Below are 15092 nucleotides of genomic sequence, written 5' to 3' on the forward strand. Positions count from 1 at the left end.
CCCGGAGGGGTTCCCCGGTCGCTTCGAGTACTACGGTAATACCCCCTAGGGTATGACGCAAGTACCCCCTGGGGTATCCCTTTCCGGGCGGTCCCGGCCTCAGCGCCGGAGCGCCCCGTGCCGCTCGACCGCCGACCGGTAGTGACCCACGAGGGTCTCGGTCGCGGCGCGCCAGTCCAGCGTCCGGGCCTCCGCGCGGCCGGCGGCGCCCATCCGCGCCCGCAGCCCGTCGTCGTCGAGCAGCCGGGCGAGCGCGGCCGTCAGCTCCTGCGGCCGTCCCGGGTCCACCAGCAGCCCCGTCCGCCCGTCGTCGACGGCGAAGGGGATCCCGCCCGCCCGGGCGCCCACCACGGGCACCCCGCTGGCCAGGGACTCCAGGGCCACGAGCCCGAGGGTCTCGGTCGTCGAGGGGAACGCGAGGACGTCCGCGCTGGCGTAGGCGGCCGCGAGCTCCTCCCCGGCCAGGGGGCCGGTGAACACGACCGGCAGACCGGCGAAGGCCCGCTCCAGGGCCGCCCGGTGCGGGCCGGTGCCCACGAGGGCGAGCCGGGTCCCCGGCAGCCGCCGCAGGGGCTCGCGCAGCGCCTCGAGGTTCTTCTCGCGCGAGAGCCGGCCCACCGCGAGCACGAGCCGCTCCCGCGGGTGCCCGCCGGTCAGCCGCTCGCGCACCGCCGGGTGGGCCCGGTTCGGGCGGAACAGGACGGTGTCCACGCCCTTGGGCCACAGGAGGGGCTCGCGCACCCCCAGCGCGGCGGCCCGCTCGAGCATCGGCGCGGAGGTGCACAGGTTGACCTGCGCCGCGTTGTGCGTCGTGCGGATCCACCGCTCGGCGGTCCCGCGCAGGGCCCCGAGCCCCAGGGCGTCCATGTACTGCGGGACGTCCGTGTGGAAGGACGCGAGCAGCGGCAGCCGCCGGCGCCGGGCCGAGAGCGCGCCCCAGGCGCCGAACCACACCGGGTTCACCGCGTGCACCACGTCGGGGCGGAAGGCCGTGACGGCCCGCTCGGCGCGCGGTCCGGGCAGCCCGGCCCGCAGGTCCGGGTACCAGGGGAACGCCAGCGACGGGGCGCGGACCACCCGGTGCGGACCCCAGCGCCGCGGCGGGCGTCCCGGGGTGACCACGAGCACCTCGTGGCCGAGCTCCCCGAGCTGCTCCAGGGTGCGCAGCAGGCGGGTGACGACCCCGTCCACGTGGGGGGCGAAGACGTCCGTGTAGAGCGCGACCCGCATCCGGGTCAGGCGCCGACGCGCGCGGCGGGACGCCGGGCGGGCAGGCCGGGGCTGCGGTGCCGGTTCCACACGGCGGTCGCCGGGATCCGCTGGGGGTCCACGCGGTCGGCGTAGCGCACCGCCGTCTGTTCGATCTCCAGCAGCAGGCCCGCCGAGAGCGTGGTCGGCTCCAGGCCCAGGTCCAGGAACGCGTCGTTGACCACGTGCAGGTCGTTCTCCGCGGCCTCCTGGCGCGGGTTGGGCACGCGTTCCACCTCGGCGCCGGTCAGCTCCGCCACGAGGCGGGCGAGGTCGCGGACCCGGTGGGTCTCGGTCATCTGGTTGAAGATCTTCACCCGGTCCCCGGCCGCCGGCGGGTGGGCCAGGGCCAGCTCCACGCACCGGACCGTGTCCTGGAGGTGGATGAACGCCCGGGTCTGCCCGCCCGTGCCGTGCACGGTCAGGGGGTGGCCCACCGCGGCCTGGACGAGGAAGCGGTTGAGCACGGTCCCGTAGTCGCCGTCGTAGTCGAAGCGGTTGACGAGCCGGTCGTCGAGGGCGGTCTCGGCGGTGGCGGTGCCCCACACGATGCCCTGGTGGAGGTCGGTGACGCGCACGCCGTCGTTCTTGGCGTAGAACGCGAACAGCGTCTGGTCCAGCACCTTCGTCATGTGGTAGACCGACCCCGGGCTGGCGGGGTAGAGGATCTGCTGCGGCACGGGGCCGTCCGGGCCGTGCACCTCGACGTCGAGGTAGCCCTCCGGGATGCGCATCCTCGCCGTGCCGTACCCGTAGACGCCCATGGTCCCGAGGTGGACCACGTGCACGTCCAGGCCCGACTCCACCACGGCGGCGAGCACGTTGTGGGTGGCGTTGACGTTGTTGTCCACGGTGTAGCGCTTGTGCCCGGGCGAGCGCATCGAGTACGGGGCGGCGCGCTGCTCGGCGAAGTGGACCAGGGCGTCCGGGCGCTCGGTGACGAGCAGGTCCACGAACGCCTCGTAGTCGCGCGAGAGGTCCAGGTGCGCGAAGCCGATCCGCCGCCCGGTCCGCTCCGCCCACGCCACGCGGCGCTCGTCGAGGGAGCGCACCGGGGTGAGGGACTCCGTGCCCAGCTCCCGGTCCACGGCCCGGCGGGAGAGGTCGTCGACCACGAGCACCTCGTGGCCGCGCGCGGACAGGTGCAGGGTGGTGGGCCAGCCGCAGAAGCCGTCGCCGCCCAGGATCGCGATCTTCATCCGTGCTCCGTTCCGGGAGGCGCGGGACGCCTCCCCTGGTGGTGGTTCGGTGTTCAGGGTGCGGGGTCCGCGTGACCGGCAGGTGAACGGGTGCGGACCAGCTGCTGGTGGGCGTAGGAGCCCGGGGTCACCGTCCAGCCCGGCCCGGCCAGGCCGGCCAGCTCGGCGGGGGAGTAGGCCCGGCGCAGGGAGCGCATCCCGTCCGTGCGCAGGAACGACCCGGGCGCCAGCGGCAGCACGCCCACCGACCACAGCCGGTGGGCGGCGGCGCTGCGCACCAGGTCGTTGTGCACCACGAGCCGGCGGGCCAGCCGCTCGGAGTCCGCCAGCAGCGCCCGCAGCGCCGGCGGGTCCAGGTGGTGCAGCAGGTGGTTGGAGACCACCACGTCGAAGCGCTCGCCCGCCTCGACCAGCTGCGCGCTCGTGACGGCCCGGAAGGACGGGGGCACCAGCCGCGGCCGTCCCGCGGCCCAGCCGCCGGGCCGTGCGCCGCGCGGCCCAGTCCTGGGCGCGCTCGTCGGGGTCCGCCCCCGTCACGCGCAGGGACACGCCGTCGCGGGCCGCCCAGGCCGTGAGCGCGCGGGCGAGGTCGCCCCCGCCGCAGCCCACGTCCAGGACGCTCAGCCGCCCCTCCCGGGCCGCCAGGGGCAGCAGCGTCCGGCGCCAGGTGCGCGCCCAGCCCGCGACCAGCCGGTTGACCAGGCCGAAGCGCGCGTACGTGCGGTGCAGCGCGGCGAGGTCGCAGGCGGGGTCGTCCATCAGCTCGGCGAGCGCGGCGTCGCGCCGCGAGAAGTCGGGGCGGGCCCTGCGTGTCGACATGGTCCCATCCTGGACCAGGGCGCCGGCGTGCGTGCTCGATAGACTGGCCGCCTCCGGACCCGGAGCCGTCGGAGGCCGTGCCGTCCCGGGGTGCCGGGCGGACGCGGGCGCCGGTCCCCTCGTGGGGGCCCGGCGCCGGCCGGGGTGCGCCGCTCCTCGTGGGAAGACGCTCCGTGTGCACACCAGAGAACATCGGGTTCGGCACCCTGCGCAAACGTCTAGTCTGGAACTGATCAGATCGACCAATTCGCGCCGCGGCGCGGGACGGGAAGTGGTCAGCATGACGAACGACCGGCTGGACGCCACCGACCGCAGGATCCTGGCCGCCCTCGACGAGGACCCGCGGATGACGGTGCTCGCCCTGGCCCAGCGCACGGGCCTGGCCCGCGGCACCATCCACGCCCGCCTCGAGCGCTTCCGCGCCGGGGACGCCCTGCGCCGGCACAGCACCCGGGTGACGCCCGGGGCCCTCGGGTACGGGATGGCCGCGAGCGTGGCCGTGGAGCTGGACCAGCACCAGCTCGAGGCCGCGGTCGCCGGGCTGGAGGCCATCCCCGAGGTGATCGAGGTCTTCGCCCCGGCCGGGCAGACCGACCTGCTGTGCCGGGTCGTGGCCCGCGACCCCGACGACCTCTACCGGGTCTCCGAGGAGATCCGGCTGTGCCCGGGGATCCTGCGCACCTCCACGAGCATGTTCCTGCGCACCGTCATCCCCTACCGGATCGCCCCGCTGATGGACCGGGACCCCGGCCCGCAGGCGCGGGGCGGTCCGGGCGGGCGGTGACCGGGGCGCTCAGACGGTGACCGCGCCCAGGGAGGCGGAGCGCACGAGCTTGACGTACTTGCCCAGCACCCCGCCCGCGTACTGCGGCGGCAGCGGTGACCAGCCGGTGCGCCGGGCGGCGAGCTCCTCCGCGTCGACCAGCAGCTCCAGGTTCCTGGCAGCGAGGTCCACGCGGATCCGGTCGCCGTCGCGCACGAACGCGATCGGCCCGGCGTCGACCGCCTCGGGGGCGATGTGGCCGATGCACAGCCCCGTCGTCCCTCCGGAGAACCGCCCGTCCGTCAGCAGCAGCACGTCCTTGCCCAGGCCCGCGCCCTTGATCGCGCCGGTGATCGCGAGCATCTCCCGCATCCCGGGCCCGCCCTTGGGGCCCTCGTAGCGGATCACCACGACGTCGCCGGCGGTGATCCCGCCCCGGCCCAGGGCGTCCATCGCGGCCTGCTCGCGCTCGAAGACCCGGGCCGGGCCCTCGAAGACCTCGGCGTCGAAGCCGGCGGACTTCACCACGGCCCCCTCCGGGGCCAGCGACCCGTGCAGGACCGTGATCCCGCCGGTGCGGTGTATGGGGTTGTCCAGGGCGCGGATGACCGTCCCGTCGAGGGGGTCGGGGTCCAGGGCGGCGAGGTTCTCGGCGACGGTGCGGCCCGTCACGGTCAGGGCGTCCCCGTGCAGCAGCCCGGCGTCGAGCAGGGCCTTCATGACCACCGGGATCCCGCCGTGGCGGTCGACGTCGTTCATCACGTACCGGCCGAAGGGCTTGAGGTCGGCGAGGTGGGGCACGCGGTCGCCGATCCGGTTGAAGTCGTCGAGGGAGAGCTCCACCTCCGCCTCGTGGGCGATCGCGAGCAGGTGCAGCACGGCGTTGGTGGAGCCGCCGAGGGCCATGAGCACGGTGATCGCGTTCTCGAAGGCCTCCCGGGTCAGCACGTCCCGGGCCGTGATCCCCCGCCGCAGCAGCTCCACGACCGCCTCCCCGGAGCGGTGGGCGAACTGGTCGCGGCGCCGGTCGGCCGAGGGCGGGGCGGCGGAGCCGGGCAGGCTCATGCCCAGGGCCTCGGCCACGGAGGCCATCGTGTTCGCGGTGTACATCCCGCCGCACGCGCCCTCGCCGGGGCAGATGGCCCGCTCGATCCGGTCCAGGTCCTGCTTGCCCATCAGCCCGGCCTTGCAGGCGCCCACCGCCTCGAACGCGTCGATGAGCGTGACGTCCTTCTCGGTGCCGTCGGTAAGCTTCACCCACCCCGGGGCGATCGTCCCGGCGTAGAGGAAGACCGCGGCGAGGTCCAGGCGGGCGGCGGCCATGAGCATCCCCGGCAGGGACTTGTCGCAGCCGGCCAGCAGCACCGAGCCGTCCAGGCGCTCGGCCTGCATCACGGTCTCCACCGAGTCGGCGATGACCTCGCGCGAGACCAGCGAGAAGTGCATGCCCTGGTGGCCCATCGAGATCCCGTCCGAGACGGAGATCGTGCCGAACTCCAGGGGATAGCCGCCGCCGGCGTGCACGCCCTCCTTGCACCCCTGGGCCAGCCGGTCCAGGGAGAGGTTGCACGGGGTGATCTCGTTCCACGAGCTGGCGATGCCGATCTGCGGCTTCTCCCAGTCGTCGTCGCCCATCCCCACTGCGCGCAGCATGCCGCGGCTGGCGGTCGCGTCGATGCCGTCGGTGACCTGGCGGCTGCGGGGCTTCATGTCGGGGCTCATGCGGTCCTCCGGGGTCGGGGCGTGCGGCGGGGTGTCCGGCGAGCCTATCGACGGGCTCGCGGGGCGTCGACCCCCGCGCCCGGGGGCGACCGCCGCCGTGCGCGGGGACCTCCGCCGCCGGGCGCGGGGGAGACAAGCGCGGCCAGGGCTCCTAGGCTGGAGGAGAGCAACGATAAGCACCCTGATCGAAGGAGTTCCGCGATGCCCGAGTCCCCCGTCTCCCAGCACGCCCGTGCGATGACCGACGAGGGGGGGATGCCCGAGCAGCAGCAGCGTCCGCCCGGGCTCACCGCCGCGATGGACCCGGTGCCCGACCACGGGGAGTCCTCGTGGCAGGGCCGCGGCCGGCTGGAGGGGCTCAAGGCCCTGATCACCGGCGGGGACTCCGGCATCGGCCGGGCCGTGGCGATCGCCTTCGCCCGCGAGGGCGCCGACGTCGCGATCAACCACCTGCCCGAGGAGCAGGAGGACGCCCAGGACGTGGTCGGGTGGATCGAGAAGGCGGGGCGCACGGCCGTGCTGGTCCCCGGCGACCTGCGCGAGGAGCAGGTCTGCCAGGAGGTCGTCGACCGCGCGGTCGAGGGCCTCGGCGGGCTCAACGTGGTCGTCAACAACGCGGGCTACCACTGGGCCCGCGGCGAGCCGGGCCTCGAGGGCCTGCGCACCGAGGACCTCGAGCGGGCCGTGCGCACCAACCTCTACGGCACCCTGTGGGTCAGCCGGGCGGCGCTGCCCCACCTCGGCCGCGGGGACAGCATCATCAACACCACCTCGGTCCAGGCCTACGACCCCTCCGTGACGATGATCGACTACGCCGCGACCAAGGCCGCCCTCAACAACGTCACCGCCAACCTCGCCGCCGAGCTCGGCCCGCGCGGGATCCGCGTCAACGCCGTGGCCCCCGGCCCGGTGTGGACGCCGCTGCAGCCGGCCACGAAGGAGCCGGAGGCGGTCGCGGCCATGGGCCGGGACACCCCGCTGGGCCGCATCGCCCAGCCGGCCGAGCTCGCGGGCGCCTACGTCTTCCTCGCCTCCCCGGAGGAGGCCGGCTACGTCAGCGGTTCGGTGCTGGGGGTCACCGGCGGCACGCCGGTCTTCTGAGCCGCCGCGCCGCCGGTGCGGCGGGATCCCGCACCACCCGAAGCTCCCCGCACGGAAAGGAACGGATCATGGCCAAGACGGGCAAGGACGACCACGCGAAGAAGAGCGAGCTGCCCTCGACCCTGCAGCGCTCGGCGCAGCAGGCGCAGGACACCTTCGCCAAGACCTACGACTCCGCGCTCGAGCAGTACGGCGACGAGGAGCGCGCCGCGCGCACGGCCTTCGCGTCCCTGAAGCACACGCACGAGAAGGTCGGCGACCACTGGGAGGTGAAGCAGGAGAGCGGGCCCTCCGACGAGCACGCCGAGGGCGGCCGGGACGACCCCGCACCGACCGCCGGGGGCGTGGACGCGAACGCCTCGAAGCAGCACCTCTACGAGCTGGCCCAGCGGCTGCGGGTCGAGGGCCGGTCCTACATGACCAAGAAGGAGCTCGTCGAGGCGATCCGCAAGGCCAACGACGCCGCCACGCGGCAGGCCCGCGGGAACTGAGCCGCGGCGTCGGCGCCGCTCAGGCCACCCCGAGCAGGCCCCGCACGAGGGTGAGGGTCCCGCCGGCCCCGGCGAGCACGAGCGCGAGGGTGCGCGCCGCGGCGGTCGGCACGCGCCGGGCCAGCACCCCGCCGAGCAGGACGCCGAGCACGACCACGGCGACGACGCCGGGCGCGATCCACCACGGCGGCACCCCGCCGGGCCCGGCCGCCCCCAGCAGCGTCTTGGTCAGCACCGACAGTGCGCCCATGGTCATGAACACCGGCTGCAGGGTCGCGGCGAACGAGCGGTGGTCCCAGCGGGCCAGCCGGGAGTGGATGACCATCACCGGCGCGGCCACCCCCGCCGTCGTGTTGAAGAAGCCCCCGATCGCGCCGGCGAGCACCGTGGGCAGCCGCCCGGGCCACTCCGGCAGCCGGGGCAGGCCGAAGGTCGTCGCGAGCGCCGCCAGCACCACCGCCCCGATCACCACCTGCAGCCACGCCGCGGGCAGCTCCCGGACCAGCAGCGCCGCCGGCACCGCCCCCACGGCCGCGGCCGGGGCGATCAGCGCGTAGCGGCGCCAGTCCACGTCGCGGCGCACCGAGAGCATGATGAGGAAGCCGGAGACCGTCGTCGTCGCGTTGGTCACGAGCACCCCCGAGGCCGGGCCGATCAGCAGCGCCAGGGTCGGGGCGACGACCAGGCCCACCCCGGTCCCGGACACGCGCTGGAGGACCGTGCCCACGAGCACGGCCAGGGCGGCGACGACGACGAGTTCCACGGGCCCCATTGTGCGCCACCGCCCGTGCGCCGGGAGCGGACGCGCCCCCGCCCCCGTTGGCGCCGGCCCCGACCGACAGTAGGCTGACGAGGAGACGCGGCCCCTGGCGGCCGGCCACCGCACGACCGAGGACGGAGAGACAGCACATGACCATCACCCGGGACCTGATCATCGGCGGCGAGCACGTGCCGGCACAGTCCGGACGCACCACCGAGGACCTCAACCCCTACACCGGCGAGGTCTTCGCCCGCGTCGCGGCCGCCGGCCCCGACGACGTCCACCGGGCCGTGGGCGCGGCGGCGGACGCGGCCGAGGCCTGGGCCGCCACGGTCCCGAACGAGCGGCGGCGGATCTTCCTGCGCGCCGCCGACATCTTCGAGTCCCGCCTCGAGGAGGGCGCCCGGATCATGGCCGAGGAGGTCGGGGGCGTGCGCGGCTGGGCCGAGTTCAACACCCACCTCGCCGCGAACATCCTGCGCGAGGCGGCCGGGGCCACGACCCTGCCGCAGGGCGAGGTGCTCGCCACCGACATGCCCGGGGTGATCTCGATGTCGGTGCGCCAGCCCTACGGCGTCGTCGCCGCGATCTCCCCCTGGAACGCCCCGTTCATCCTGGGCATGCGCGCCATCGCCGTGCCCCTGGCCGTGGGCAACACCGTGGTGCTGAAGCCCAGCGAGGACGCCCCGCTGGCGTGCGGGCTCTTCCTCGCCGACGCCCTGGTCGAGGCCGGGCTGCCCGCGGGCGTGCTCAACGTGGTGACCAACGACCGGGCGGACGCCGCCGGGGTCGTCGAGGCGCTGATCTCCGACCAGCGGGTGCGGATGGTCAACTTCACCGGCTCCACCTCCGTGGGCCGCACCATCGGCACCCTCGCCGCCCAGCACCTGAAGCCCGCCGTGCTGGAGCTCGGCGGGAAGAACAGCCTCGTGGTGCTCGAGGACGCCGACCTCGACTACGCGGTCGACGCCGCGGCGTTCGGCGCGTACATGAACGCCGGGCAGATCTGCATGTCCGTGGACCGGGTCCTGGTGGACCGCAGCATCGCCGCGGAGTTCACCGAGCGCTTCGCCGCGAAGGTGCGGGACCTGCCCACCGGCGACCCGACCGACCCCGCCACGGTGATCGGCCCGGCCGTCAACCCGCGGTCCGCCCAGCGCCAGTACGGGCTCATCGAGGACGCGGTCGCCAAGGGCGCCACCGTGCGCGCCGGCGGCCACCGGCTCGAGAACTCGCTCGTGCCCGCGACCGTGCTCACCGACGTCACCCCGCAGATGGACATCTTCCACGACGAGATCTTCGGGGCGGTCACGGTGGTCTTCGAGGTCGACGGCCCGGACGACGCCGTGGAGTTCGCCAACAACACCAACTACGGGCTCACCGCCGGGGTGATCACCGAGAACCTCGGCGAGGGCTGGGACGTGGCCAAGCGGCTGAAGACCGGGATCGTCCACGTCAACGACCAGTCGGTGGCCGACGAGCCGCAGGCCCCCTTCGGCGGCATCCAGGAGTCCGGCTACGGCAAGTTCGGCGGCCAGGCCGGCGTCGAGTCCTTCAGCGAGCGGCGGTGGATCACCGTCCAGGAGGAGGGCCACGCCCGGTTCCCCTTCTAGGCCGTGACGATGACGGCGACAGGGACCGGTCCGGCGCCGGACGCCGGGCGGCTGCGCGAGGTCGCCCGGGACTGCTTCGGGATCGAGGAGTTCCGGGAGGGACAGCTCGAGGCCGTGGCGGCCGCGGCGGGCGGGCGCGACGTGCTCGCCGTGATGCCCACCGGCCACGGCAAGTCCGCGATCTACCAGGTCCCGGGCGTCGCCCTGCCCGGGACCGCGGTGGTCGTCTCCCCGCTGATCGCGCTGCAGCACGACCAGGTCGAGGCGCTCGGGGAGCACCTCGGCCCGGGGCGCGCCGTCGCGGTGAACTCCCGCGTGGGCGCCCGCCAGGAGCGCGCCGCGTGGGCGGCCTACGACGACGGGACCGCCGACTTCCTCTTCCTCGCCCCGGAGCAGCTGGCCCGGGAGGAGACGGTCGAGCGGCTCGCCGCGCGCCCGCCGTGCCTGTTCGTGGTCGACGAGGCGCACTGCATCTCCTCGTGGGGCCACGACTTCCGCCCCGACTACCTCGTGCTGGGGGAGACGGTCGAGCGGCTCGGGCACCCGCCGGTGCTCGCGCTGACGGCGACCGCCTCCCCCCGCACCCGCGCGGAGATCACCGAGCGGCTGGGGCTGCGCGACCCCTCGTGCTCGTGCACAGCTTCGACCGGCCCAACATCGAGCTGCGCGTGGTGCGCCACCACGAGGACGCGGACAAGCGCCGGGCGGTGCTCGACGAGGTCGCCCGCGCGGGCGGGCCCGGCCTGCTCTACGTGGCCACCCGCAAGGAGACCGAGCAGTACGCCGCCGCGCTGGCCGAGCGCGGGCTGCGCGCGGAGGCCTACCACGCCGGGCGCCGGCAGTCCGACCGGGAGGCCGTCCACGCCCGCTTCCACGACGGCGCGCTCGACGTGGTCGTCGCCACCACGGCCTTCGGGATGGGCATCGACAAGCCCGACGTGCGCTTCGTGGTGCACGCGGACGTGCCCGACTCCCTCGACAGCTACTACCAGGAGATCGGCCGGGCCGGCCGCGACGGCGCCCCCGCGCTCGCGGTCCTGCACTACCGCTCCGAGGACCTGGGCCTGCAGCAGTACTTCGCCGGCGGCGCCCCGGCCGAGGAGGACGTCGCCGCTGTGTTCCGGGCCGTGCGCCGGCACGGGCCCGTGCGCGTGCGCGGGCTGGGGGAGCGCACGGGGCTGGGCCGGCGCGCCGTGGCGCGGGCCCTGCACCTGCTCGAGCACAGCGGCGGGGTCCTGACCCGCCGCGAGGGCGCCACGGCGGCCCCGGGGGCCACCCCCGCGCAGGCCGTCGCGGCGGCGCTGGCCGAGGCCGAGTCCCAGCACGCCATCGACCGGTCGCGGATCGAGATGATGCGCGGCTACGCGGAGACCGACGGCTGCCGCCGCGACTGGCTGCTCAACTACTTCGGCGAGGAGACGAGCGGGTGGTGCGGCAACTGCGACAACTGCCGGGAGGAGGGCTCCGCGGCCGAGGCGGCGGAGCGGGCCGCCGCCACCCCGCACGGCTGGGAGATCGGGACCCCCGTCACCCACCGCGAGTGGGGCCCCGGCCAGGTGATGGGGTCCGAGCCCGACCGGATCACGGTCCTCTTCGACGCCGTGGGCTACAAGGAGCTGTCCCTGCGGCTGGTCGAGGAGCACGAGGGCCTGCTCGTGCGCGACGGGGCCTGACGCGCCCGGGGCCTCAGCGCACGACGTCGTAGACGGCCTTGACGACCCCGTTGGCGTAGGCCTCGTGCTCCACCAGGGCGAGGCGGCGCAGCGTGTCGGCGGAGTCGTCGAAGAGCCGGCGCCCGGCGCCCAGCAGCAGCGGGAAGACGAGCAGGTGGTAGCGGTCCACCAGCCCGGCGGCCGCGAGGCCCTGGGCCAGGGTCGCGCTGCCGTGCACGAGCAGGGGACCATCGAGCGAGTCCTTGACCCGGGCGACCTCCGCCAGCGAGCGCAGCACGGAGGTGTTGTGCCACTGCGGGTCGGTCAGTCTCGAGGAGACCACGTACTTGGGCATGGCGTTGTACTCGGCGAACTCCTCCATCGCCGGCCACACCGGGGCGAACTCCTCGTAGCTGACCCGGCCCAGGAGCATCGCGGCAGCCTGCTTCTGCTCCCGGTCCTTGAGCTCGTAGGCCGCCTCGTCGAACTCGACCTGCCGGAAGGTCCACCCCGCGTGGGGGTGGTCCCCGCCGCCGGGGGAGTCGACGACGCCGTCGAGGGTGATGAACTCGGTGACGATCAGCTGTCCCACGGGTCCTCCTTGCGGGTCGGGACGGTGCCCGGGCGGCCTCAGTCGCCGACCGCGTCCCGGCCGCGCTGGACCAGCAGCGGGTCCGGGGCGTGGACCACCTCCGGGTCCTTGTCCTCGTAGTCGAACTGGTCCAGGAAGTATCGCATCGCGTTGACGCGGGCGCGCTTCTTGTCGTTGGACTTCACCGTGATCCACGGGGCGTGGTCGGTGTCGGTGCGCAGGAACATCTCCTCCTTCGCCTCCGTGTAGTCCTCCCACCGGTCCAGGGACGCCAGGTCGTTGGGGGAGAGCTTCCACCGGCGCACCGGATCGATCTGGCGGATCGCGAAGCGGGTGCGCTGCTCCTGCTGGGTGACGGAGAACCAGAACTTCGTCAGGTGGATCCCGGAGTCCACGAGCATCTTCTCGAACACCGGGGCCTGGGCCATGAACTGCTCGTACTGCTCCGGGGTGCAGAAGCCCATGACCGGCTCGACCACCGCCCGGTTGTACCAGGAGCGGTCGAACATCACGATCTCCCCGGCCGTGGGCAGGTGCTGGACATAGCGCTGGAAGTACCACTGCCCCCGCTCCCGGTCCGAGGGGGTGGTCAGGGCCACCACCCGGGCCGCCCGGGGGTTGAGGTACTCGGTGAAGCGCTTGATCGTCCCGCCCTTGCCGGCCGCGTCGCGGCCCTCGAAGACGATCACGTGCTGGAGCTCGTGGTCCTGGGCCCAGTACTGGAACTTCAGCAGCTCGATCTGCAGCCGGTACTTCTCCAGCTCGTAGTCCTCCCGCGACATCAGCTCGTCGTAGGGATAGTCCTCCCGCCAGGTCTCCACCGCCGAGCCGCCCGGGTCGATCAGGTCGGGGTCGTCCTCGTGCCCGTGCGGCACGGTGTAGCCCATCTCGGTGAGGTGGTCGATGAACTCCCGCAGGTTCTCCCGCACGGACCACTGGTCGGCGGGCATCCACTGCCGTCTGGCGTCGGGCATCAGCCGCTCCTCCTCCTGCGCACGATCTCCTGAGAAGCACACTACGCGGGCCGCCCCGCCCCCGGAACCGTCGTGCCCGCGCCGGGTGCCGCGGAGGCGCCCGGGCACCGGCGGGTGCCGCCGGTGCCCGGGCGCGGATATCTCCCTTGCGCGGCCGGGGCCCCGGTGGGACCCTCGGCAGCAACGGCGGTTCGGCGAGGTCGGGAGGCACCCGTGGCGGCGACGGAGCAGACGGTGCGGCGGCTGCGGACCACGTGCTGCGTGGTGGGCGGCGGGCCCGCCGGACTGATGGCGGGGGTCCTGCTGGCGCGCCAGGGCGTGGACGTGGTGGTGCTGGAGAAGCACGCCGACTTCCTGCGCGACTTCCGCGGCGACACCCTCCACCCCTCGACCCTCGAGCTGATGGCCGAGCTCGACTGGCTCGACGACGTCCTGGCTCTGCCCCACACCCGCGTGGAGCGGGCCACGGTCTCCCTCGGCGGGGAGGCGGTCGTGGTCGGGCGCTTCGACCGGCTGCCCGTGCGCTGCCCGTTCATCGCGTTCCTGCCGCAGTGGGACTTCCTGGACCTGCTCGCCGAGAAGGGCCTGGCCCTGCCCGGCTTCCGGCTGCTGCGCTCCACGGCCGTGGACGGCCTGCTCGTGGCGGACGGGCGCTACACGGGCGTCACGGCCCACGACGACGACGGGGCGCCCGTGCAGGTCCGCGCCGACCTCGTCCTGGCCGCCGACGGCCGCGACTCCGTGCTGCGGGCGGCGGCCGGTCTGGTCCCGCGCTCCTCGCCGTCCCGGATGGACGTCCTGTGGTTCCGGCTGCCCCGCGCCGAGGGGCAGGAGCAGCCGCTGTTCAACGCCGGCGACGGCGCGGTGGTCGCCCTGCCCAGCACCGGCTACTGGCAGGCCGCCCTGATCGTGCGCGCCGGCGAGCACGAGGCCCTGCGCGCCGCGGGCCTGGAGGCCTTCCGCGACCGGGTGCGCACCCTGGCCCCCGGCCTGGCGGAAGGGATCGGGACGGTCCGGGACTGGGAGCAGGTGAAGCTGCTGCGCGTGCGCGTGGACCGCCTGCGCCGCTGGTGGCGTCCCGGCCTGCTGTTCCTCGGCGACGCCGCCCACGCCATGTCCCCGGCCGGCGGGGTGGGCATCAACCTCGCGATCCAGGACGCCGTGGCCGCGGCCAACCTCCTCGGGCCCCGGCTGCTGCGGGGCGGGGTGCGGGGGCGCGACCTCGCCCGCGTGCAGCGCCGCCGGGCCTGGCCCGCCCGGGCCACCCAGCTGTTCCAGCTGCTGCTGGCCCGCCGGCTCGTGCCCGCCCGGCCCGGGGGCCGCTCCCGGCCCCCGGTGCCGCTGGGCCTCGTGCGGGCGCTGCCGTTCCTGCCGCACCTCACGGGCCGGGCGATCGGCATCGGTCTGCGCCCGGAGCACGTCCGCCCCGGCTGACCGCTCCTGACTCCTCCCCGTCCGACTCCTCCCCGCGAGCTCCCGTCGCAGCGACGGGACCCCGTGCCACAGGCCTCGAGAACGTGGGGTCCCGCGCCTGCCGTGGGAGCTCGCGGCCGGACGGAGGAGCGGGGAGGGGCAGGGAGCGGGCTGCTTCTCAGGGGCGGGGGGAGAGGCGATCGACCGCCTCCAGCAGCGCGGTGAGGATCGCGTGGCGCTGCTCGTGGGCGTCGGGCAGCAGGCCGATCGAGGCGTTGTGGTAGAGCCCGTCGCCCATCTGCTGCACCGTCGTGGCCACCACCGGGTCGCCCACGTCCGCGAGGATCAGGGCGTACCAGGACTGCTCGAGCCGCTTGAGCGCGGCCCGCGCGTTCTCGTCCCCGGACTGCACGAGCCGGGAGGCGACGACGAGCGCCCGGTCCAGCCGGCTGTCCTCGTACAGGGACGTGGTGAGGAAGTAGCGGGCCGCGCCGTCCTCCGCCGCGGCCATGGCCTCGAGGTCCAGCTGCATGAGCTCCTCGAGCTGCTGCAGGGTCGCGTCCACCAGTGCCTGGCGGTGCGGGAAGTGGTAGAGCAGCCCGCCCTTGGACACCCCGGCGGCGGCCGCCACGGCGTCGAGGGTCGCGGCGCGCTCGCCGTCGTCGAGGACGATCTGCTCGAAGGCGGCCAGGAGCTTGTCCCGGGCGACGGGCCGGCGCGGCATGTGACGAAGACCTCCCTGGTG

14 protein-coding genes and 1 pseudogene are annotated in these 15092 nt (G+C 74.7%); 7 read left to right on the top strand and 8 right to left on the bottom strand.

Annotation, left to right across the window (positions count from 1 at the left end):
- Positions 1 to 99: 99 nt before the first annotated feature.
- From AS188_RS04740 to AS188_RS17365, 3 genes are read right to left on the bottom strand one after another with little or no spacing between them, the layout of a single operon-like run.
- Entirely contained in the window at positions 100 to 1230 is a 1131-nt protein-coding gene (locus AS188_RS04740) for a glycosyltransferase family 4 protein (RefSeq protein ID WP_058859730.1), read from the bottom strand.
- A gap of 5 nt (positions 1231 to 1235) precedes the next feature.
- Positions 1236 to 2447, bottom strand: coding sequence for an NAD-dependent epimerase/dehydratase family protein (locus tag AS188_RS04745; RefSeq protein ID WP_058857890.1), 1212 nt, complete (start codon positions 2445 to 2447; stop codon positions 1236 to 1238).
- A 53-nt stretch (positions 2448 to 2500) separates the two neighbouring features.
- The gene (locus tag AS188_RS17365) at positions 2501 to 2896 is read right to left on the bottom strand and encodes a class I SAM-dependent methyltransferase (RefSeq protein WP_236945056.1); all 396 of its coding nucleotides are present in this window, start codon (positions 2894 to 2896) and stop codon (positions 2501 to 2503) included.
- A 650-nt stretch (positions 2897 to 3546) separates the two neighbouring features.
- On the opposite strand from AS188_RS17365, the gene AS188_RS04755 reads away from it, so the two are divergent.
- Positions 3547 to 4050, top strand: a complete 504-nt coding sequence (locus AS188_RS04755) for an Lrp/AsnC family transcriptional regulator (RefSeq protein ID WP_058859731.1) — start codon at positions 3547 to 3549, stop codon at positions 4048 to 4050.
- Between the two features lie 9 nt (positions 4051 to 4059).
- On the opposite strand, the gene ilvD is transcribed toward AS188_RS04755, so the two are convergent.
- Complete coding sequence (gene ilvD, locus AS188_RS04760; protein WP_058857891.1) at positions 4060 to 5751, bottom strand: dihydroxy-acid dehydratase; 1692 nt, start codon at positions 5749 to 5751, stop codon at positions 4060 to 4062.
- A 201-nt stretch (positions 5752 to 5952) separates the two neighbouring features.
- On the opposite strand from ilvD, the gene AS188_RS04765 reads away from it, so the two are divergent.
- Together AS188_RS04765 and AS188_RS04770 are read left to right on the top strand one after the other, a co-directional pair.
- A complete protein-coding gene (locus tag AS188_RS04765) occupies positions 5953 to 6852 on the top strand; it encodes an SDR family oxidoreductase (protein ID WP_058857892.1) in 900 nt (299 codons plus the stop codon).
- 68 nt (positions 6853 to 6920) lie between these two features.
- Positions 6921 to 7343, top strand: coding sequence for a ChaB family protein (locus AS188_RS04770; protein ID WP_058857893.1), 423 nt, complete (start codon positions 6921 to 6923; stop codon positions 7341 to 7343).
- A gap of 19 nt (positions 7344 to 7362) precedes the next feature.
- Here AS188_RS04770 and AS188_RS04775 read toward each other — a convergent pair whose 3' ends face one another.
- Positions 7363 to 8115 (bottom strand): TSUP family transporter, encoded by a 753-nt coding sequence (locus tag AS188_RS04775; RefSeq protein ID WP_058857894.1) that lies wholly within the window; start codon positions 8113 to 8115, stop codon positions 7363 to 7365.
- 137 nt (positions 8116 to 8252) lie between these two features.
- Here AS188_RS04775 and AS188_RS04780 point away from each other — a divergent pair, with 137 nt between their 5' ends.
- The 3 genes and pseudogenes from AS188_RS04780 to AS188_RS17755 all read left to right on the top strand — a co-directional run bounded on the left by AS188_RS04780 (position 8253) and on the right by AS188_RS17755 (position 11389).
- Entirely contained in the window at positions 8253 to 9716 is a 1464-nt protein-coding gene (locus AS188_RS04780) for an aldehyde dehydrogenase family protein (protein WP_058857895.1), read from the top strand.
- 153 nt (positions 9717 to 9869) lie between these two features.
- Positions 9870 to 10244, top strand: a pseudogene (locus AS188_RS17750) (DEAD/DEAH box helicase); the annotation flags it as partial.
- Between the two features lie 98 nt (positions 10245 to 10342).
- Entirely contained in the window at positions 10343 to 11389 is a 1047-nt protein-coding gene (locus AS188_RS17755; RefSeq protein ID WP_307725719.1) for a helicase-related protein, read from the top strand.
- Between the two features lie 13 nt (positions 11390 to 11402).
- Here the strand turns inward: AS188_RS17755 and AS188_RS04790 are convergent, their stop codons facing one another.
- Positions 11403 to 11960 (bottom strand): dihydrofolate reductase family protein, encoded by a 558-nt coding sequence (locus AS188_RS04790; protein ID WP_058857896.1) that lies wholly within the window; start codon positions 11958 to 11960, stop codon positions 11403 to 11405.
- A 38-nt stretch (positions 11961 to 11998) separates the two neighbouring features.
- The gene (gene ppk2, locus AS188_RS04795) at positions 11999 to 12934 is read right to left on the bottom strand and encodes a polyphosphate kinase 2 (RefSeq protein ID WP_058857897.1); all 936 of its coding nucleotides are present in this window, start codon (positions 12932 to 12934) and stop codon (positions 11999 to 12001) included.
- Between the two features lie 213 nt (positions 12935 to 13147).
- On the opposite strand from ppk2, the gene AS188_RS04800 reads away from it, so the two are divergent.
- On the top strand, positions 13148 to 14368 hold the full coding sequence (locus AS188_RS04800; protein ID WP_083529253.1) for an FAD-dependent oxidoreductase: 1221 nt from the start codon (positions 13148 to 13150) through the stop codon (positions 14366 to 14368).
- A gap of 157 nt (positions 14369 to 14525) precedes the next feature.
- On the opposite strand, the gene AS188_RS04805 is transcribed toward AS188_RS04800, so the two are convergent.
- The gene (locus tag AS188_RS04805) at positions 14526 to 15071 is read right to left on the bottom strand and encodes a TetR/AcrR family transcriptional regulator (RefSeq protein ID WP_058857898.1); all 546 of its coding nucleotides are present in this window, start codon (positions 15069 to 15071) and stop codon (positions 14526 to 14528) included.
- Positions 15072 to 15092 lie beyond the last annotated feature (21 nt).

Source organism: Kocuria flava (assembly GCF_001482365.1).
Lineage (GTDB): Bacteria > Actinomycetota > Actinomycetes > Actinomycetales > Micrococcaceae > Kocuria > Kocuria flava.